The following is a 20,115-nucleotide window of genomic DNA, read 5'->3' as shown; positions in this document are numbered from 1 at the left end:
GTGCGCGCCGCGTCAGAGCAACGCGCCCTCGTCGTGCAGCCAGTCCACGAAGCTGGTGGCCACCGCCGCGCCGCAGTCGAGCATCTCGACCAACAGCGCGTCGTGGGTGCCGGCGCCGAGCGGCACCTGAAGCTCGGCGTAGATCGGCAGTTGCCCGCGTTCGGTCGGGTCGCCGATGTACGCCTTGCAGAACCGGCGGGTGTGGTTCCACTCGTTCACCACCCGGTACGCCCGGTCGGCCCAGTCCGGCGGGACCGTGGCGTGCGGGCGGGCCCGCATGACCAGGATCTCGTCCTCCGGCCCTTCGAGGGTGACCAGCACCGCATGCCGCTCCCACATGGCCAGCAGGTTGCCGTCGCCGTCGGCCAGGTAGCGCACGTCGAGCAGGTCGAGTGCGTCGCAGACCCGGCGCAGACTCACCGGCTCGACGGTGGCGGACATCTCGGTCAGCACGGGCCGCTCACTGCCCGGGCAGTCGTCCCCCGGCTGGCGAGGGCTTGGCGGCCCGACTCGCACCGCGCTCTCCATCGTGATCCCGCTTCGGGTTTCCGGATCGCCGCCGTCGGCGGGACCGGGGCGCCATGACCACCACGGCATCGCTCGCGCACCTCACTCCCCAGCGGATCCAGCCGCCTACGGTGCGTTGGATCCGAGCATGGACGGTACCCGGACAGCCGAGTTGAAGCACCCCCCCAACGACCGCCCCTGACCAGAAGAATGAGCCGGGCTCATCCGTTCGGACGACTCGCCAGGGGTGTCACGGCAAGATCCGTGGCCTTCTGCGACCAGGCCGCTCCGTATGGTCCCACCAGACCGACCCAACGACCCGCCACCCGCACCTGAACGTCGGGGCCGGCGGCCGGACCGTCAGCGGCACCGAGGAAACCCATCCGGACCACCCCCTGCACCAGCCGCTGCGACACCTCCACCGGCGCGGCGGGCGTCTCCTCCGGGGTGACCAGCACCGCCACGTGGTCGAGCAACGCGTCGCGGAGGGCACGCTGGCCGACCGCACGACCGGCCACCCCCTGCTCGCTCGCCGTCCGCAGGGTGCCCGCCGCCGCCTGCGCGATCCGTCGCAGCTCGACGACGGGCAGCGCCTCGACCTGCGTGCTCCGCGCCGGCGGCAGTGGCCACCGCCACGCCGCGTCCCGACGCGTCGGCAGGGCCACGCCGCCACGCTCCAACTCGCCCAGCAGGTCGGCGGCGGCCACCGTGACGTCCTCGGCCGACTCACCGGCCACCGTGCGGACCACCAGAACCTGCCACGGCAGCCGGGCCCACAGGGCGACCCGGCCGGGGCCACCGGTCGGCCGCAGCCGGACCGGAGCGAGCGGATCCAACCGGACCAGCCGGGCCAGGAAGGCTCCCGCGTCCGCCACCCCGCCGAGGCCGTGCGTCGGGGTCGCCGCCGCCCGGCCCGACGGCCCGGTCACCCCACACCGCCCTGCGGGGCGTACGTGAGCAGGAAGTCCCGCTCCTCGGAGGTGATCCTCCGGGGCACCTGACGGGTCAGGTCGAACGGCACCAGCACCGAGCGGGCGCGGCTGGCCAGCACCTCACCGTCGTACAGCTCGTAGGCGACGGTGAACCGGGAGGCCCGGATCTCCTCCACCCACAGCTCGATCCGGACGGTGGGCGCCGCCTCAGCGGTGGCCCGCCCCAGGGCGTAGTCGACCGGGCGCAGGTAGTCGACCTCGTGCCGGCGGATCACCACCCCGTCGGCGAACGAGCCGACCCCCCAGGCCCGGCCGCCGGCGAACATCAACGCCACCCGCGCCTCCTCGTAGAGGGTGAGGAAGCGCGAGTTGTTGACGTGGCCGTACGCGTCCAGGTCGGACCAGCGCAGCGTGCAGTGGTAGACGAACCGGTCGGACACCGTCTCCGCCGGTCAGTCGCGGGTCAGCTTGCGGTAGGTCACCCGGTGCGGCCGGGCGGCCTCCGCGCCGAGGCGGTCGATCTTGTTCTTCTCGTACGCCTCGAAGTTGCCCTCGAACCAGAACCACTTGGACGGGTTCTGGTCGTCGCCCTCCCAGGCCAGGATGTGCGTGGCGACCCGGTCCAGGAACATCCGGTCGTGGGAGATGACCACGGCGCAGCCGGGGAACTCCAGCAGGGCGTTCTCCAGGCTGGACAGCGTCTCCACGTCCAGGTCGTTCGTCGGCTCGTCGAGCAGGATCACGTTGCCGCCGATCTTCAGGGTCAGCGCCAGGTTGAGCCGGTTGCGCTCACCACCGGAGAGCACCTTGGTCGGCTTCTGCTGGTCCGGTCCCTTGAAGCCGAACGCGGCGATGTACGCCCGCGACGGCATCTCGACCTTGCCCACCATCAGGTAGTCCAGGCCGTCGGAGACGACCTCCCAGACGGTCTTGTCGCCGTTGAGCCCCTCGCGGTTCTGGTCGACGTACGACAGCGAGACGGTGGGGCCGACCCGGACCTCGCCGCTGGTCGGCTCCTCCAGCCCGACGATGGTCTTGAACAGGGTGGTCTTACCGACGCCGTTGGGGCCGATGATGCCGACGATGCCGTTGCGCGGCAGCGAGAACGACAGGTCGTCGATCAGCAGCCGGTCGCCGAAGCCCTTGCTGAGGTTGTTCGCCTCGATCACCGTGCTGCCCAGGCGCGGGCCCGGCGGGATCTGGATCTCCTCGAAGTCGAGCTTGCGGGTCTTCTCCGCCTCGGTCGCCATCTCGTCGTACCGGTCGAGGCGGGCCTTCGACTTGGTCTGCCGGGCCTTGGCGTTGGAGCGGACCCACTCCAGCTCCTCGGTGAGGCGCTTCTTCATCTTGGCGTCGCGGCGACCCTCGACGGCCAGGCGGGCGGCCTTCTTCTCCAGGTAGGTGGAGTAGTTGCCCTCGTACGGGTAGGTCCGGCCACGGTCCAGCTCGAGGATCCAGTTGGCGACGTTGTCGAGGAAGTACCGGTCGTGGGTGATCGCCATGACCGTGCCGGCGTACTTCGCCAGGTGCTGCTCCAGCCAGGAGACGCTCTCCGCGTCCAGGTGGTTGGTGGGCTCGTCCAGCAGCAGCAGGTCGGGTGCCTCCAGCAGCAGCTTGCAGAGCGCGACCCGGCGACGCTCACCACCGGAGAGCTGGGTCACGTCGGCGTCCGGCGGCGGGCAGCGCAGCGCGTCCATGGCCAACTCGAGCTTGGAGTCGACGTCCCAGGCGTCGAGGTGGTCCAGCTCCTCCTGGAGCTTGCCCATCTCCTCCATCAGCTCGTCGGAGTAGTCGGTCGCCATCTGCTCGGCGATCTTGTTGAACCGCTCCAGCTTGGCCTTGGTCTCGGCGACCGCCTCCTCGACGTTGCCGAGCACGGTCTTGGCCTCGTTGAGCGGGGGCTCCTGGGCGAGCATGCCGACGGTGTAGCCGGGCATGAGCCGGGCCTCGCCGTTGCTCGGCTTGTCCAGCCCTGCCATGATCTTGAGCAGGCTGGACTTACCGGCGCCGTTCGGGCCGACCACACCGATCTTGGCCCCCGGCAGGAAGTTCAGCGTCACGTTGTCGAGCACGACCTTGTCGCCGTGCGCCTTGCGCGCCTTTTCCAGGACGTAGATGAACTGGGCCACGGTGCGGGCTACCTCCGTCGGATTACTGTCGCCTGACCGGCGGCGCGGCGCGGGCTGCGAGGACCGCCCGCCGCCGCCGGCCGGAGGGCCGGCCGCGCGCACGCCATCGTCAATCCTGACAGGTACGGCGCGCTTCGCCCACATCACCCCGCCCCAGGAGTACGTCGGCGAGCCGCATTGCCGAGGCCGGTATAACTCGATAGCGTTTTCGTATGACCAAGAAGATCGCTGTCAGCCTGCCGGACGACGTCGCCGACCGCCTGTCGCTAGAGCCGAACGTCTCCGCATTCGTGGCGCGGGCGGTGCGGCGCCAGATGGCGGGCGAGAAGACACGGGAGATGCTCGCCAGCGCGGGCTTCGTGATCACCGATGAGGACATCGCTGAGGCCCACGCGGAGATGGAGCAACTCAGGGCCCGGATCACCCCGGAGCTGCGTGAGCAGGCCGCCCGGCTGCAGGCCGAGGTGCTGGCGGCACGCGCAGGAGGGCGCGTCACACGCGCCAGGGTGCTCGGGTGATCCCCTTCGGTCTGGCGCTGGACACTGCCGCCCTGCTGTCCTTCGCCTCCGGCACCAAGAATGTCGGCAACAAAATCGCCGAGACCGCCGACTACAGCCAAGAGGTGCTCGTGCCCGCCTTGTGTCTCGCGCACGCACACGAGCGCGTCGCACCCGCTCAGTGGGAGATGCTCGAACTGCTCGTCGCACTGCCGCACGTGCAGGTCACCTCCGTCGAGGCGAACATGTGCGGCTACCTTGGGGGCTGGTCACGCCGCATGGAGGGTCGGATGGACCTGGCCCAGCTCGCCATGGACGCCGCAGCCCACCCCCTCGTACCGATCATGACGGATCGGCGGGAGCTGCTGGGCGAGGTACTGCCCAAGGAATGGCCGATCATCGACCTCTGACCAGCACGGCTGTCGAGAAGATCACCTTCAGGGTTCGGTCCGACCGAGGCGGGTAGGAGACTCCGGCACTAGGCACCAGACGCCGCAGCTACGCTCAGTACGCTCATCGCGGTGGACCCGTCAGTACCTGGAGGTGGCCGATCGTGACCGTCCGTAGCTCCTTTGTCGTAGTGGCGAACCGACTGCCTGTCGACGAGGTGAGCACACCCGAGGGACGGCAGTGGCGGCGTAGCCCTGGTGGGCTGGTCACCGCCCTGCATCCCGTACTCGCCGAGCACCAGGGCACCTGGGTCGGCTGGGCCGGCGGCACCGGCCCCGCCCCCGAGCCGTTCGACCTGGAGGGGATCCGGCTGCACCCGGTCCCGCTCAGCGCGGAGGAGCTGGAGCGCTACTACGAGGGCCAGTCCAACGCGACGATCTGGCCGCTCTACCACGACGCGGTGGAGACACCGGCCTACAAGCGGCGCTGGCGGGAGGCGTACCGCCTGGTCAACGCCCGGTTCGCGGAGGCCGCGGCGGACGTCGCGGCCGAGGGCGCCACGGTCTGGGTGCAGGACTACCAACTGCAACTGGTTCCGGCGATGCTGCGTGAGCTGCGTCCGGACCTGCGGATCGGGTTCTTCCTGCACATCCCGTTCCCGCCGATCGAGCTGTTCATGCAGATGCCGTTCCGCACCGAGATCCTGCGCGGTCTGCTCGGCGCCGACCTGGTCGGCTTTCAGCAGCGGTTGGCCGCGCAGAACTTCGTCCGACTGGCCCGGCACCTGCTCGGTCTGCGCTACGAGGGGCAGATGATCCAGGTCGACGGTCGGCAGGTGAAGGCGGGCGCCTTCCCCATCTCGATCGACACCCAGGAGATGGAGCGGATGGCCGCCGACCCGGCCATCCAGGCGCGGGCCAAGCAGATCCGCGCCGAGCTGGGCGACCCGAAGACGATCATCCTCGGCGTGGACCGGCTGGATTACACCAAGGGCATCGAGTTGCGGCTCAAGGCCTTCCGTGAGCTGTTGGCTGACGGAAAGTTGACAGTCCCCGACGCGGTCATGGTGCAGGTGGCCACCCCCAGCCGGGAGCGCGTGGAGCACTACCAGGCACTTCGCGTCAAGGTGGAGCGCGAGGTCGGTCGGATTAATGGCGAATTCGGCAGGGTCGGCGTGCCAGCGGTGCATTATCTGCATCAGTCGTACAGTCGCAGTGAACTGGCCGCGATGTACGTTGCCGCCGACGTCATGATGGTGACCCCGCTGCGAGACGGGATGAACCTCGTGGCGAAGGAATACGTAGCATCACGTGCCGACCAGGGTGGCGCACTCGTGCTCAGTGAGTTCGCCGGTGCCGCCACCGAGCTTCGCCAGGCATTTTTGTGCAACCCGCACGACCCGGACGCGGTCAAAGACGCCCTGCTCCGGGCAGTGCACGTGGAGAAAACCGAGGCACGCCGCCGGATGCGGACAATGCAACGTCACCTGCGTACCCACGACGTGGGCCACTGGGCCAAGTCCTTCCTCTCCGAACTCGGAGTTCCGGAGGCGGAGGCCGAGTGAACACGTCCGTCAACGATGGGGCGGCCACCGCCACCGGGGTGATGGACCCCGAGCTGCGCGCCGCCATCGGCCGGATCGCCCGGGTCCCCCAACTCCTGGTCGCCTGCGACTACGACGGCACACTCGCGCCGATCGTGGAGGACCCGAGCACTGCCGTCCCGCTGCCCGAGGCGGTGGCCGCCGTCCGCGCGCTCGCCGCGCTACCGCAGACCACCGTGGCGGTGGTCTCCGGCCGGGCGCTGCGCGACCTGGCCGCGCTCTCCCGGCTGCCCAGCGAGGTGCACCTCGTCGGCAGCCACGGCTCCGAGTTCGACATCGGCTTCGTCGAACGGCTCTCCCCCGAGCTGGTCGCGGTGCGCACCCAGGTGCGCAACGCGCTGCGCGACATCGCCGCCGAGCACCCGGGCATCCGGCTGGAACGCAAGCCGGCGAGCGTCGCGATGCACACCCGCGGGGTCGACCCGGAGGTGGCCGCCGCCGCCATCGAGGCCGTCCGCAACGGCCCGGCCACCTTCGACGGTGTCACGGTGACCCAGGGCAAGGAGGTCATCGAACTCTCCGTCGTGGCCACCCACAAGGGCACCGCCGTCGACCAGCTACGCACCCAGCTCGCCGCCAGCGCGGTGCTCTTCATCGGCGACGACATCACCGACGAGAACGCGTTCGGCCACCTGCACGGCCCCGACCTCGGCATCAAGATCGGCCCCGGGGACACCCAGGCCGGCTACCGGGTCGCCGATCCGCTGGAGGCCGCGCGCGCGTTGGCGTTGCTGCTGGAGACCCGACGGCACTGGCTGTTCGGGGAGCGGGCGGTGCCGATCGAACGGCACTCCATGCTGTCCAACGGTCGTACCGTCGCGCTGCTCACCCCCGAGGCGAAGGTGAGCTGGCTCTGCCACCCCAAGCCGGACTCGGCGGCGATCTTCGCCGACCTGGTCGGCGGCAGTCCGGCCGGTCACTTCAGCATCGCCCCGGAACGCGGCGGCATCCCGCTGGGCCAGCGCTACCGCTCCGGCACGATGACGGTGGAGACCCGGTGGTCCGGGCTCACCGTCACCGACTGGTTGGACAAGCCGGCCCGGGAGACCACCCCGGACGACAGCCCGGCGGTCATCACCGGCGACTCGACCCTGGTCCGGGTGCTCACCGGCAGCGGCAAGGCACGTGTCGAGTTCGCGCCCCGGCCCGAATTCGGTCAGGTCGCCGTGCAGTTGCAGCCGATCGGCGACGGTCTGCTGGTGCTCGGCTCCAACGAGCCGGTCGCGCTCTACGCTCCGGGCCTGGAGTGGGAGGTCCGCAACGACGGTGGGTACGAGACCGCCAAGGCGGTCGTCGACCTCTCCGCAGCCGGTGGGCAGGTGGTGCTGGAGCTGCGCTTCGGCACGCACAGCCTGGAACACCACCGGGTGCCGATCCACGAGCGGCAGGCCGCCGCCGAGCAACCGTGGAAGGACTGGGTGGCCTCGCTGCGGCTGCCGTCCACCTCCCGCGACCTGGTCGCGCGCAGCGCCCTCACCCTGCGCGGGCTCTGCCACGAGGCCACCGGCTCGATCCTGGCCGCGGCGACCACCTCGCTCCCGGAGGAGCTGGGTGGCGTCCGCAACTGGGACTACCGCTACTGCTGGCTGCGCGACGCCGCGCTGACCGCCCGATCGCTCGTCGACCTGGGCTCCATCGAGGAGGCCGAGGCGTTCCTGCGCTGGGTGGACGGCTGCATCGAGCGCACCGGCGGCCACCCGGAACGGCTGCACCCGCTCTACACCATCGACGGGTACGAGCTGGGCGCCGAGGCGGTCATCGACACGCTGCCCGGGTACGCCGGGTCCCGGCCGGTCCGGGTCGGCAACCTCGCCAACCACCAGCTCCAACTGGACGTCTTCGGCCCGATCGCCGACCTGATCGCGGCCGTCGCCGACGCCCGCGGCTCGGTCCGCGACGACGAGTGGCGGGTCCTGGAGAACATGGTCGAGGCGGTCCGCCGCCGCTGGCACGAGCCCGACCACGGCATCTGGGAGGCCCGGCTGCCACCCCGGCACCACGTCTTCTCCAAGGTGATGTGCTGGATGACGGTCGACCGCGCGCTGCACGTGATGCGCGAGCACGGCGGCGAGGACCGGCCCGAGTGGAAGGACCTGCGCGACCGCATCGGCGCCAACGTGCTGGAGCACGGCTGGCACTCCGACGTCGAGGCGTACAGCGTCGCGTACGGGGACGAGGACATGGACGCCTCGTCGCTCTGGATCGGGCTCTCCGGCCTGCTCCCGGGTGACGACCCGCGCTTCCTGTCCACGGTCCTGCGGATCGAGGCCGATCTGCGCAGCGGCCCGGTCGTCTACCGCTACCACTGGGACGACGGCCTGCCCGGCCGGGAGGGCGGCTTCCACATCTGCACGGCGTGGCTGATCGAGGCGTACCTGCGCACCGGTCGCCGCACCGACGCCGAGGAGCTGTTCGCGCAGATGGTGCTCACCGCCGGTCCGACCGGCCTGCTCCCCGAGCAGTACGACCCGCTCGCCGAGCGCGGCCTGGGCAACCACCCGCAGGCGTACAGCCACCTCGGGCTGATCCGCTGCGCCCTGCTGCTGGACAACATGCTCAAGCAGTAGTCGACATGGCGGAGGGGCTGGAGCGCTCGCGCTCCAGCCCCTCCGCCATGTCCACGTGATCCACACCAGATCGGCGATTCGGGGCTATCCCGCCGGTCGGACACCCCACCATCGCCGACCGGGAGTGGGTCATGCCGCGCGGCGGGCAGATCAGCCGTCGAGGGCGTGCACCACGTCGCCCACCACGACGACAGCGGGCGGGCGCAGGTCGGCGGCGAGCACATCGGCGGCCACCGCGTCGAGGGTGGACCGCAGCACCCGCTGGGCGCCCGTCGTGGCCTCCTGAACCACGGCGGCCGGCGTCTGCGGCGGCCGGCCGTGGGCGATCAGGGTCCGGCTGATGGCGGCGAGGTTCTTCAACCCCATCAGGATCACCAACGTGCCCCTCAGGCCGGCCAGGGCGTCCCAGCGCACCAGCGAGGCGGGCGCGTCGGGTGCCAGGTGCCCGGAGACCACAGTGAACTCGTGCGCCACCCCCCGATGCGTGACCGGGATCCCGGCCGCGGCGGGTGCGGCGATCGAGCTGGTCACACCCGGGACCACGGTCACCGGCACACCGGCCGCCGCGCAGGCCAGCAACTCCTCGCCGCCGCGACCGAAGACGTACGGGTCGCCACCCTTGAGCCGCACCACGAAGGCGCCCGCCAGGGCGCGGTCGACCAGGATCTCGTTGATCTCCTCCTGGGCCCGGGACGGCCCATAGGGGATCTTCGAGGCGTCCACCAGCTCGACATCGGGGCGCAGCTCGTCCAGCAGCAACCCGGGCACCAGCCGGTCGGCGACCACCACGTCAGCCTCGGTGAGCAGCCGCCAGCCCCGCACGGTGATCAACTCCGGATCACCCGGCCCCGACCCGACCAGCGCCACCCGCCCGATCCGCCCACCGCCGGTCGCCGCCCCGGCGCCGACCCCGTCGGGGTTCAGGGCGGCGGCACCGGGCCGGTCAGGCGTCAGGACGGCGCCGGGCCCGTCAGGCGTCGAGGTGGCGGACCGGTCGGGCGTCGGGGTCGCGGCGACAGACGACAGGCGGGCGGCGAGCAGGTCGCGGATCGCGTCGCGGACGGTCATCGCCCGTCGGGGGTCGCCCCCGCCGAGCACCGCCACCGTGACCGGGCCGTGGCGGGTCACCGCCGGGGTCCAGGCGGTGGCGGCCGACCGGTCGTCGGCCCGGACGCAGAAGATCCGTCGCTCGGCGGCGAGGGCGCTCACCGAGGCCGCCGCGATCGGGTCGTCGATGGCGACCTGGACCAACCAGGCGCCGTCCAGGTCCTCCGGCGCGAACCGGCGCGGCACCCAGTGCAGCCGACCCGCGTCGGCGCGGGCGCGCAGCGCCGGGGTCAGCTCCGGGGCCACCAGCAGGACGTCCGCACCGGCGTCCAGCAGCGCGGGTACGCGCCGGGTGGCGACCGCGCCACCACCCACCACGACCACCCGCCGCCCGTGCAGCCGCAAACCGAGGGGGTACGGGTTGGACGTCACGCCGCACCACCGAGCCGGAGGGCGTGTTCGCTGCGCGTGGTCACTTCTCGGCCACCCCGGCGGAGTCGAAGGTGGCGACCTCGTGCAGCACCCGGACGGCACCGGTGACCACCGGCAACGCCAGCAGCGCACCGGTGCCCTCGCCGAGGCGCAGCCCCAGGTCGACGAGCGGGTCGAGGCCCAGGTGCCGCAGTGCGACTGTCGCGCCCGGCTCGGCCGACCGGTGACCGGCGACCATGGCACCGACCGCGTCCGGGGCGAACGCGGCGGCGGCCAGCGCCGCGGACACCGCGATCACACCGTCCAGCAGCACCGGCGTACGGCGGGCCGCCGCGCCCAGGATCAACCCGGCCAGGGCGGCGTGCTCCAGACCACCGACGGCGGCCAGGACACCGAGCGGATCGCCCGGGTCGGGTGCGTGTCGGACCAGCGCCGCGCGCACCACCGCCACCTTGTGGGCGTACGTCGGGTCGTCGACCCCGGTGCCGCGACCGGTGGCGTCGAGTGCGTCGGCACCGGTGAACGCGGCGATCAGAGCGGCGGCCGGGGTGGTGTTGCCGATGCCCATGTCACCGGTGAGCAGGATGCGGGCCCCGGCGTCGATCAACTCGTCCGCGATCCGGATGCCGGTCTGCACCGCCGCCAGCGCCTCGTCCCGGGTCAGCGCGGCGGTCACCGCGAGGTCGCGGGTGCCCCGGCGGACGGACGCGACGACCAGCCGGGGCACCGCCGGGTCCGATACGGCCGGAGCCGGCCCAGCGGCGTCCAGCACGGCCGGATCGGTCGTCGGCCCAGCGGCGTCCAGCACGGCCGGATCGGGCACCGGTCCGGTGGGCAGCGGGGTGGCCACCCCGACGTCGACGACGGTGACCGACGCGCCGGCCTGCCGGGCGAACGCGTTGACGACCGCCCCGCCCGCCAGGAAGTTGCCGATCATCTGCGCGGTGACCTCCTGCGGCCAGGGGCTGACCCCCTGGGCGTGCACGCCGTGGTCACCGGCGAAGATCGCCACCGCGGCCGGCTCGGGCAGCGGCGGTGGGCAGGCCCCGGCCAGGCCGGCGAGGCGTACCGAGAGGTCCTCCAACGCGCCCAGCGAGCCCGCCGGTTTGGTCAGTCGACCGTGCAGTTCACGGGCTGCGGCCATGGCCGCCTCGTCGGCCGGGCGGATCGCCGCGATCGTGGTCTCCAACATCATGCCTCCATGGTCTCGCGCAGCACCTCGATGAAAGCGTCGGTGGTCTCTCGGTCGCGTACCGCCACCCGCAGCCAATCCGGCCCGAGGCCGGGAAACGTGTCGCCTCGGCGGACCGCCCAGCCGCGCTCGCGCAGGGCGGCGCGGACCGCGCTCGCGCCGGGCAGGTGCAGCAGGACGAACGCGCTGGCGGGGCGGCCGACGACGCGTACACCGGGCAGGTCTTGCAGGCGGGCGACCAGGTGGTCGCGGTCGGCGGCGAGGTCGGCGGCGATCGCGCGTTCGGCCTGGACCGCGACGGTGGTGGCGCAGGCCGACGCGGCGGCCAACGCCGGTGTGGAGACGGCCCAGAGCGGCTGTACGGCGGCCAGTCGGGTCAGCAACTCCGGAGCGCCGAGCAGGTAGCCGATCCGGAGACCGGCCAGGCCCCACGTCTTGGTGAGGCTGCGCAGGACCAGCAGCCCCGGCAGGTCGCGCCGCTCGGCCAACGACTCCGGTTCGCCGGGGTGCCCGGGGGCGATCGTGGTGTCGGCGAACGCCTCGTCGACCACCAGCACCCGGCCGGGGCGGGCCAGCGCGGCGAGGGTTCGTGCGGGGTGCAGCACCGAGGTCGGGTTCGTCGGGTTGCCGATCATCACGAGGTCGGCGTCGGCGGGCACCCGGGACGGGTCGAGCCGGAAGTCGTCGGTGGGGTCCAGCAGGACGCGCTCGACCGCGTGCCCGGCGGCCCGTAGTGCCGCCTCCGGCTCGGTGAACTGGGGGTGCACCACCACCGGGCGGCGTACGCCGCGGAGCGCCTGCGCGATCAGCACGAAGCCCTCGGCGGCACCGGCGGTGAGCAGCACCTCGTTCGGGTGACGGCGGTGTCGGGCGGCGACCGCCGCGCGGGCCGGTGCCGGGTCCGGGTAGTGGGCCAGGTCGGCCAGGGTGGCCGCGATCGGGTCGGCCAACCAGGAGGGCGGATCCGCCTGGCGGACGTTGACGGCGAGGTCGATCAGGCCGTCGCCGACCTCGACGTCACCGTGGTGCGTCAGGTCGGGCTCGGAAGCGGCGATCGGCTCGGGCATGTCCGCGATCCTGCCGGGAAGGCGGCCGGTGGGACAGACGATCTCGGCGTAAGCCACGTCACCACTCGTCGGTTTATGAGTTCTTCTCAGGTACGAATCGGAAATGTCATAACTTGGCCATGTGAGTAACCGACCCCTTACCGCCGCTGGTCGACTCGTCCCTCTCCTGCGCGCCGGGCTGATCGCCGGAATCGTGATCGCCGCCGTCGCGTACCCACTGGTCGCTCTCACCGGGCTCGGCGCGAAGGCCACCGCGCACGCCGTGGAGCAGAAGACCCGGGTGCTGAAGACCGCTCTGCCCGCCGAAACCTCCTACCTCTACGCCCCCGACGGCAAGACCGTGCTGACCATGTTCTACGAGGAGTACCGGCAGTACACCAAGCTGTCCGACATGTCGCCGAACATCCAGCAGGCGATCGTGGCGGCCGAGGACTCCCGCTTCTACCAGCACCACGGCGTCGACCCGAAGGGCGTGGCCCGGGCCTTCGTCTCCAACGCCCGCTCCGGCGGCTCCCAGGGCGCGTCGACGCTGACCATGCAGTACGTCCGGATGGCCCTGCGGGACAGCGCGACCACGCCCAAGGAGGTCCAGGAGGCGACCCAGCAGACGAGCATCCGCAAGGTCAAGGAGATGCGGATGGCACTGGACCTGGAGAAGGAGCTGAGCAAGGAACAGATTATGGAGCGCTACCTGAACTCGGCGTACTTCGGGCACCGGGCCTACGGCATCTACGCGGCCAGTGAGATCTTCTTCTCCAAGACCCCGAAGGACCTCACCCCGGTCGAGGCGGCCACCCTCGCCGGCCTGGTCAAGTCCCCCTCCGAGTACGACCCGGCGGACTCCGACCAGAAGGAGGCCACCGGACGACGCAACTACGTGCTGGACCGGATGAGCCAACTCGGCTACCTCTCCCCCGACTCGGCAGCCGCCGCCAAGTCCGAGCCGATCCGGCTCAAGCTGACGACCCCGCCGCACGACTGCGCGGCGATCCCCGAGAAGTACAACAGCTGGGGCTTCGCCTGCGACTACCTGAAGAACTGGTGGAGCGCGCAGCCCGCGTTCGGGGCGAACCGGCTGGAACGGATGGACAAGCTGCGTCGGGGCGGCTACCGGATCGTGCTCAGTCTCGACCCGAAGATCCAGGAGGCGGCGGAGAAGAACGTCGGCGCAAAGGAGGCCACCGGCAGCCCGTTCGCCAACGGGATCGTGGTCTCCGAACCGGGCACCGGACGGGTCAAGGCGATGGCGGTGAACCGGACGTACTCGCTGGACCTGGCCGAGAACCCACCCAGCTCCAACCCCGAGGCCGGGCCGAAGATGAAGGCCAACTACCCGAACACGGTGGCCCCGCTGCTCGGCGGCGGTGACCTGGCGGGCTACCAGGCAGGCTCGACGTTCAAGATGTTCCCGATGCTCGCCGCGCTCGACGCGGGGATGCCGCTGTCGACCACGTTCAACGCCCCGCACCGCTACCGGTCCGAGGTCTACGACGGCTGGTCGCCCTCGAACGCCAGCGGCGCGATGAGCGGCCAGCAGACCATGTGGTCCGGCTTCGGCAAGTCGGTCAACACGTACTTCGTGTGGCTGGAGGAGAAGGTCGGCGCGGACCGGGCGGTCCGGTTGGCCGAGCAGCTCGGGCTGCGCTGGCGTACCGACGTCGACCGGGACCACGCGTCCCCGGACAAGGCGAAGAAGTGGGGTGCGTTCACCCTGGGCGTCTCCGACGCCACACCGCTGGAGATGGCGAACGCCTACGCCGCCATCGCCGCCGACGGCCGCTACTGCGAGGCGATCCCGGTGCAGGCGATCATGAACCGGGACGGCACACCGGCCACGTACGCCACCCCGGGCGGCATCCACCGTGAGGTGGCCAAGCCACGCTGCCGGCAGGTGGTCAGCGCGGACGCCGCCCGGGCGGCCACCGACGCGGCCCGCTGCCCGACCGGGGACACCCCGGCGCGCGGAAGCTGCGGCGGCTGGTCCACCGCCGACAGCGTGCGGGGCACCGTCGGACGCCCGGTCGCCGGCAAGACCGGTACCACGGACAGCACCCGGTCCGCCTGGTTCGTCGGGTACACCCCGGAATTGGCGGCGGCGAGCTTCATCTCCGACCCGGACAATCCGTTCAACGCGGTCGGTGACGGGCAGTCCCAGATCCCCATCGCGGCGGTCGCCGAGACCCTGCGCGACGGTTTGAAGGGCACACCGACCCGCCAGTTCACCCCACCATCGGACACGATAGTCGGCTGAGCCCGCGCAGGTCGGCGCCGGCCCGCAGCTCGGAGCGGGTCAGCGCAGGTCGGCGGTGGGTCAGCGCAGGTCGGCGGCGAGTCAGCGCAGGTCGGCGGCGACGAACGACCAGAGTTCGAGGTCCACGCGGCTGCCGCTGACCAGCCCGGCGTTGCGCAGCAGGCCCTCGTAGCTGAACCCGGCCTTCTCCGCGACCCGACGTGAGGCCAGGTTGCCGGGCGCCACCCGCAGCTCGACCCGCTGGAATCCGTGCTCCAGGATCAGCGCGATGGCCACCGCGTCGACGGCCTCGGCGGCGAGACCGAACCCTCGCGCGTGCGGTGCCATCGCGTAGGAGATCTCGGTGAGACGGGCACCCCAGTCGGTACGCCGCGTCCAGAGCGAGCCCACCATCTGGTCGTCCTCGCGGCGGAGCACCGCGTAGTGGTCGCCCTCGCCGCTGTCCCGCCGCTGCCGGGCCAACTCCGTGCACCAGGCGTGCCCGTCGATGGGGCCGGAGTCGTCGGGCAGTGGCAGCCAACGCCGGGTCAGCTTGTCGGCGAAGATCTCCCCGGCCGCCTCCGCGTCCGCCGCGGTGAGCCCACGCACCTCGGTGCGCGGGGTGGAGACGGTCAACGCCGGGAAGCGGCGTACCGCCACCTGACCGATCACACCGGCACCCCGCCGGGCTGCGCGGGCACCGCCTCGGCCGTCGGCTCGGCCGCCGCGGCGGCCACCAACCGGGCCGCCGTCGCCGGGTGACCGGCCCAATGCAGGGTGAGCTGTGAGGCGTGCACGTTGCGCCAGACGAACCCCTCCGGCGTGCCGCCGTCCCAACTCCACGCCGGACGCTGACCAGCGCGGGGGGTGAGGACCGCCCGGTGCGACTTGTGACCGACCAGCACCGTGCCCTGGGCGGCGACCACACTGTCGGTCTGCGCGGTGGCCTCCCGGTAGCCGGCCACCAGGCCGTCCCGGCTGACGCCCACCGCGTCCAGGACACCGCACATCGGCAACCCGTCCAGCTCCCGGGCCAGCCAGAGCAGCCCGGCGCCCTCGGCGATCACCGGACGCCCGGTCCGCGCCAGCTCGGCCACCGCGATGCAGAGCCGCCGGTTGGCCGACAACTGCTCGGCGTACGCCTCGGGAAGCGCGCCGCCGACGACGAGCGCGCGGGTGCCGACCGGCAGCGCCTCGTCGCGCAGCGGATCGACGGTGACGATCTCGGCACCGGCGGCCCGCAGCAGCTCGGCGGTCTCCGGGTGGCCGAAGCTGCCGCCCGGTCCGCCGGCCAGTGCCACCAGCGGGCGGTCCGTCGGGGCGGTGAACGCGCCGAGGGCCTCCTCGGGAGACCAGGCCGGAGCGGGCAGTGGCGGGGCGGAGCGGGCCAGCGCAAGCAGTCGTTCCAGGTCGACCGTGGCGGCGACGGCCTCACCCAGCCGGCGCACCGCACGGACGGCGTCGGCGGCCCCGTCGACCACCGGTGCCACACCGTGCCGACGCGACGGCAACACCGCCGGCAGGTCCTGGCGGCGCAACGCCCCGTAGACCGGCACACCCACGTCGTCCAGCGCCTCGCGCAGCATCGCCTCGTGCCGCGACGACGCCACCCGGTTCAGGATCACCCCGCCGAGCCACAACTGCTCGTCGTACGAGCGGAAACCGTGCACCAGGGCCGCCACCGACTGACCCATCGCGGCCACGTCGACGACGAGCACCACCGGGCTGCGCAGCGCGGCGGCGGCAGCGGCCGTGGACTCCTGCTCGGGGCGACCGCCGACCGCGTCGTACAGGCCCATGCTGCCCTGCACCACGGCGAGCCCGGCACCGGCGGTGCCGTGCCCCACCAGCGGGGCGAGCCGGTCCATCCCGACCAGCCGGGGGTCGATCACCCGACCCGGGCGACCGGCGGCGAGGCCGAGGTACGCGGCGTCGACGTGGTCCGGCCCGAGCTTGAACCCGGCGACGCCGACCCCCCGCTCGGCCAGGGCGGCGAGCAGCCCGATCGCCAGCGCGTTCTTACCGTGCCCGGAGGACGGCGCGCTGAGCACCAGGCGCGGCACGACGGTCATCATCGACTCCTCGCGAGCGGCGGCGGGTACGCGACGGGACGACCGGGGCCGATCCGTCGGCGTGACGATACCCGCCCGCCCGCAGACGCGAGCACCGCCAACCGGGGCCCCCGGCCCGACCTCGGCGTCAGGCCGACCCGGTCCAGGTCAGTGGCGCCGGTCATACGGGTAGCCTCGGTGCCGTGTACCGGTTCCTGCTGAGCCCACGCTGGCTGGGCGCTCTCGCGCTGACCCTGGTCGCGGCCGCCGTCATGGTGTTCCTCGGCAACTGGCAGCTGGACCGCTACCGGGGGCGTACCGAGGTCAACGAGCGGATCGACGCGGGCCGGCGGATGGCACCGGTGCCGCTGGCCGACGCGCTGACGGCCCCCAGCGGCGGCGCGGGGACGATCGGCCCGGCCCCCGCCAAGGAGAAGGTCTGGACCCGGGTCACCGTCACCGGCCGGTACGACCCGACGAACACGGTGCTGGTCCGTGGCCGGACGGTGGACAGCCGGGTCGGCTTCGAGGTGCTCACCCCGCTGGTGCTCACCGACGGCACGGCGCTGCTGGTGGACCAGGGCTGGATCCCCCCGGCACCGGGTGGGGCGGCGACCGCCCAACCGCAGGTTCCGGCCGTGCCGACCGGCGACGTGACGGTGGTCGGCCGGGTGCACGAGACGGAGAGCGGTGCCCGCGCCGCCGAACGGCGTGACGGGCGGCTGGAGATCCGCCGGATCGGGGTGTCCCGGCTGGCCGACGAGCTGCCCTACCCGGTCTACGGCGCGTACCTGCTGTTGGACGAGCAGACCCCGGCGGCCGACCCGGCGTTCAAGGCGGTGCCGGTCGGGCACGCCAACAACTGGCAGAACTTCGGTTACGTCGTGCAGTGGTGGCTGTTCGCGGTGATGGCCCTGTTCGGCTACGGCTGGGTGGCCCGTCGCGAGGCCCGCCGAGCCGCCGGCCTGGGCGCTCCCGAGGCCCCGCTGGACCGGGCTGCCGAACCCGCGCCCAGCGCGTCCGTCTGAGCGGGTCCGCGCCGACGTCCCGACCGGACACTCCGGGGCACCCGGGACACCACGGCAGCCGGTAGTCTCCGCCGGGTGCTCACCTCACGTTGGAGGTCCCGATGAGCGTGGATCCCACGGCACCGCTGCCCGAACCGGTTCCAGGTCACCAGACGCAGCCGCCGACCGACCCGTGGGCCGCCGAGCCGCCGACGGCACCGTTCGCCACCCCACCGCCCACCAAGCCGTTCCCCGCCGCACCGCCGCCCGCGCGGTTCTCCGGGCCACCCGCACCCTTCTCCGGGCCACCCGCACCCCTGTCCGGGCCACCCGCACCCTTTTCCGGGCCACCCGCACCCTTCTCCGGGCCACCCGCGCAGCCGGCCGGGGCGTGGCCGGCAACCGGGCCGTACCCACCGACCCCGCCGGCCGTGAACCCGGCAGTCGCCGGCTACCCGGGCGGGCCGGAGGTGGTGGCGGTGCAGATCGCCGAGATCGCGGTGAGTCCACCGATCATCCGTACCCCGGCCGGGGTGCTGCCGCTGGCGGGCGCCACCTGGCACGTCGCCGACTACTGGCAGCGCGAGGAGAAGGTGGCGACCTGGGCACTGGTCTGCGCCATCGTCGGCTTCTTCTGCCTGGCCTTCTTCAGCCTCCTCTTCCTGTTGGTGAAGGAGACCCGGCACCACGGCACGGTGCAGGTGACGGTCACCAACGGCGCGCAGCAGTACGTGGCGCGCATCCCGGTCAGCGACCAGATCCAGGTGCAGCACCTGAACAACCAGGTGAACTACGCGAGGTCGCTCTCGGTCGGATGAGCAGGGCCGGGAACGCTGGTCAAGCGGTGGGACGGCCGGTGTGGATGGCCCGTACCGCGTCGATGGTGTCCGCCTCTGCGGCGGACTTGTCGTCGCGGTAACGCACCACCCGGGCGAAGCGCAGGGCCATGCCACCGGGGTAGCGGCTGCTCGTCTGCACCCCGTCGAAGGCGATCTCCACGACCTGTTCGGGTCGGACCCGGACCACCCAGTCGCCGCGCTCGACCGCGAGGCCGAGGAAGCGTTCGGTCTGCCAGCGCAGCACCTCGTCGGTGAGGCCCTTGAACGTCTTGCCGAGCATGACGAAGCCGCCGCTGTGCGGGTCGCGTGCGCCCAGGTGCAGGTTGGACAGCCAACCCTTACGCCGGCCGCTGCCCCACTCGACGGCGAGCACCACCAGGTCGAGGGTGTGCCGGGGTTTGACCTTGACCCAGGCGGCACCACGCCGCCCGGCGTCGTACGGGGCGTCCGGTGCTTTGACCACCACACCCTCCTGCCCGGCGTCGAGTGCGGCGGCGAACGCGGCGGCGGCCTGCTCACTGCCGTCGACCTCCATCCGACCGACCAGCAGTGACGAGTCCACCGCGCCCGCGAGGAAAGCCCACCGCTCCCGACCGGGCAGGTCGATCAGATCCTGGCCGTCGAGATGCAGCAGGTCGAAGAAGTACGGGGTGAGCACCGTCGCGCCGGTGCTGGCGGCCGCCGCGAGCACCGCCGGGGCGACGGGTGTGCGCCCGGTGGTGCTGGGGGTGGTGCGTCGGGCGGCCCGGCTGGAGGTCTGCTGGAACGGCAGTGGTCGGCCCGTCGCGTCCAGACCGATCGCCTCGCCGTCGAGCACCAACTCCCGGGCCGGCAGGGCACGGACCGCGGCGACCACCTCGGGCACCCGGGCGGTGATCTCGTCGAGGCTGCGGGTGAACACGGCGATGTCGGCGCCGGAGCGGTGCACCTGGATGCGGATGCCGTCGAGCTTCACGTCGACCACCGCCGGCGTGCCGGTAGCGGCGAGCGCCTCGTCGACCGAGGAGGCGCTCTGCGCGAGCATCGGTGCCAGCGGTCGGCCGACCTGAAGGCCGAACCCGGCCAACTCGGCGGCTCCACCGGTCAGCGCGGCCACCGCCACGGCCCGCAGGTCTCCGGCGAGCAGCAGGGCCCGACGGACGGTCGCCACCGGCACCTCGGCGGCCCGCGCCACCGCGTCGGCGAGCAACCCCGCCTGGGCGCCCTGGCGCAGCTCACCGCTGAACAGGCCGGTGAGCAGCCGCTGCTCGTCGGCGGTCGCCGCCGCGTAGAGGGCTCCCAGCAGCGCCCGCCGTCGGGCCTGTGAACCGGCGCCCCGCACGGCGGAGATCTGCTCGATCGCCGCGTCCACGCCGGCCACTGTCAACGTCGGCTCGGCGGCCGGCGTCGGCAGGTCACGCAGGCTCGCGTAGCCCACCCCGGTCTGCCGTTGGCGCAGCTCACCGGCGAGATAGCCGGCACCGGGCTCCACCTCGCCCGGGTCGAGCCGGCGCAGCGCATCAGCGAGCAGCTCCACCTTGGCCCGCCGGCCGCTGGTGGCGGCGACGGCGGCTGAGGTGGCAGCCAGATCGAGGAACCGCACGCCACTCATCCTGCCAGTCACCTCCGACACCGCCCGGGCATTG

17 protein-coding genes are annotated in these 20,115 nt (G+C 72.4%); 7 read left to right on the top strand and 10 right to left on the bottom strand.

Annotation, left to right across the window (positions count from 1 at the left end; all coding sequences use genetic code 11):
* Positions 1 to 12 precede the first annotated feature (12 nt).
* The 4 genes from O7617_RS18610 to ettA all read right to left on the bottom strand — a co-directional run bounded on the left by O7617_RS18610 (position 13) and on the right by ettA (position 3,568).
* Positions 13 to 597: a YbjN domain-containing protein gene (locus tag O7617_RS18610; protein ID WP_282257042.1), complete on the bottom strand. Its 585-nt coding sequence runs from the start codon at positions 595 to 597 to the stop codon at positions 13 to 15.
* A 131-nt stretch (positions 598 to 728) separates the two neighbouring features.
* A complete protein-coding gene (locus O7617_RS18605) occupies positions 729 to 1,436 on the bottom strand; it encodes a hypothetical protein (protein ID WP_282257041.1) in 708 nt (235 codons plus the stop codon).
* Positions 1,433 to 1,879, bottom strand: a complete 447-nt coding sequence (locus O7617_RS18600) for a thioesterase family protein (RefSeq protein WP_282257040.1) — start codon at positions 1,877 to 1,879, stop codon at positions 1,433 to 1,435. Before O7617_RS18600 ends, O7617_RS18605 begins: the two co-directional genes overlap by 4 nt.
* Before the next feature lie 12 nt (positions 1,880 to 1,891).
* Positions 1,892 to 3,568 (bottom strand): energy-dependent translational throttle protein EttA, encoded by a 1,677-nt coding sequence (gene ettA, locus O7617_RS18595; RefSeq protein WP_282257039.1) that lies wholly within the window; start codon positions 3,566 to 3,568, stop codon positions 1,892 to 1,894.
* Positions 3,569 to 3,780: 212 nt separating this feature from the next.
* Between ettA and O7617_RS18590 the strand changes: the two genes are divergently transcribed.
* From O7617_RS18590 to otsB, 4 genes are all read left to right on the top strand, one after another.
* A complete protein-coding gene (locus tag O7617_RS18590; protein ID WP_282257038.1) occupies positions 3,781 to 4,086 on the top strand; it encodes a hypothetical protein in 306 nt (101 codons plus the stop codon).
* Positions 4,083 to 4,475: a hypothetical protein gene (locus O7617_RS18585; protein WP_282257037.1), complete on the top strand. Its 393-nt coding sequence runs from the start codon at positions 4,083 to 4,085 to the stop codon at positions 4,473 to 4,475. Before O7617_RS18590 ends, O7617_RS18585 begins: the two co-directional genes overlap by 4 nt.
* A gap of 143 nt (positions 4,476 to 4,618) precedes the next feature.
* Positions 4,619 to 6,019 carry a trehalose-6-phosphate synthase gene (locus O7617_RS18580; protein ID WP_278141292.1) on the top strand — a complete coding sequence of 467 codons (1,401 nt, stop codon included), beginning with the start codon at positions 4,619 to 4,621 and terminating at the stop codon, positions 6,017 to 6,019.
* A gap of 41 nt (positions 6,020 to 6,060) precedes the next feature.
* Entirely contained in the window at positions 6,061 to 8,625 is a 2,565-nt protein-coding gene (gene otsB, locus O7617_RS18575; protein WP_282264786.1) for a trehalose-phosphatase, read from the top strand.
* Positions 8,626 to 8,775: 150 nt separating this feature from the next.
* Here the strand turns inward: otsB and cobA are convergent, their stop codons facing one another.
* The 3 genes from cobA to cobC are packed head-to-tail and all read right to left on the bottom strand — an operon-like array spanning position 8,776 to position 12,363.
* Positions 8,776 to 10,104 carry a uroporphyrinogen-III C-methyltransferase gene (gene cobA, locus O7617_RS18570; protein ID WP_282257036.1) on the bottom strand — a complete coding sequence of 443 codons (1,329 nt, stop codon included), beginning with the start codon at positions 10,102 to 10,104 and terminating at the stop codon, positions 8,776 to 8,778.
* A gap of 40 nt (positions 10,105 to 10,144) precedes the next feature.
* Entirely contained in the window at positions 10,145 to 11,296 is a 1,152-nt protein-coding gene (locus O7617_RS18565; protein ID WP_282264785.1) for a nicotinate-nucleotide--dimethylbenzimidazole phosphoribosyltransferase, read from the bottom strand.
* Complete coding sequence (cobC, locus tag O7617_RS18560) at positions 11,296 to 12,363, bottom strand: Rv2231c family pyridoxal phosphate-dependent protein CobC (protein WP_282257035.1); 1,068 nt, start codon at positions 12,361 to 12,363, stop codon at positions 11,296 to 11,298. Before cobC ends, O7617_RS18565 begins: the two co-directional genes overlap by 1 nt.
* Before the next feature lie 121 nt (positions 12,364 to 12,484).
* Between cobC and O7617_RS18555 the strand changes: the two genes are divergently transcribed.
* Entirely contained in the window at positions 12,485 to 14,614 is a 2,130-nt protein-coding gene (locus O7617_RS18555; RefSeq protein ID WP_282257034.1) for a transglycosylase domain-containing protein, read from the top strand.
* An 81-nt stretch (positions 14,615 to 14,695) separates the two neighbouring features.
* Here O7617_RS18555 and O7617_RS18550 read toward each other — a convergent pair whose 3' ends face one another.
* Both O7617_RS18550 and O7617_RS18545 read right to left on the bottom strand, forming a co-directional pair.
* Positions 14,696 to 15,265 (bottom strand): GNAT family protein, encoded by a 570-nt coding sequence (locus O7617_RS18550; RefSeq protein WP_282257033.1) that lies wholly within the window; start codon positions 15,263 to 15,265, stop codon positions 14,696 to 14,698.
* A complete protein-coding gene (locus tag O7617_RS18545; protein WP_282257032.1) occupies positions 15,262 to 16,665 on the bottom strand; it encodes a cobyrinate a,c-diamide synthase in 1,404 nt (467 codons plus the stop codon). Before O7617_RS18545 ends, O7617_RS18550 begins: the two co-directional genes overlap by 4 nt.
* A gap of 182 nt (positions 16,666 to 16,847) precedes the next feature.
* Between O7617_RS18545 and O7617_RS18540 the strand changes: the two genes are divergently transcribed.
* Together O7617_RS18540 and O7617_RS18535 are read left to right on the top strand one after the other, a co-directional pair.
* A complete protein-coding gene (locus O7617_RS18540) occupies positions 16,848 to 17,672 on the top strand; it encodes an SURF1 family protein (protein WP_282257031.1) in 825 nt (274 codons plus the stop codon).
* 101 nt (positions 17,673 to 17,773) lie between these two features.
* A complete protein-coding gene (locus O7617_RS18535) occupies positions 17,774 to 18,469 on the top strand; it encodes a hypothetical protein (RefSeq protein ID WP_282257030.1) in 696 nt (231 codons plus the stop codon).
* Between the two features lie 19 nt (positions 18,470 to 18,488).
* Here the strand turns inward: O7617_RS18535 and O7617_RS18530 are convergent, their stop codons facing one another.
* Positions 18,489 to 20,081 carry an ATP-dependent DNA ligase gene (locus O7617_RS18530; protein WP_282257029.1) on the bottom strand — a complete coding sequence of 531 codons (1,593 nt, stop codon included), beginning with the start codon at positions 20,079 to 20,081 and terminating at the stop codon, positions 18,489 to 18,491.
* Between the last annotated feature and the right edge of the window lie 34 nt (positions 20,082 to 20,115).

The organism is Micromonospora sp. WMMD1155, from assembly GCF_029581275.1.
GTDB lineage: Bacteria > Actinomycetota > Actinomycetes > Mycobacteriales > Micromonosporaceae > Micromonospora.
Note: the sequence above shows the minus strand (reverse complement) of the source record. Positions and strands in the feature narration are given on the sequence as shown.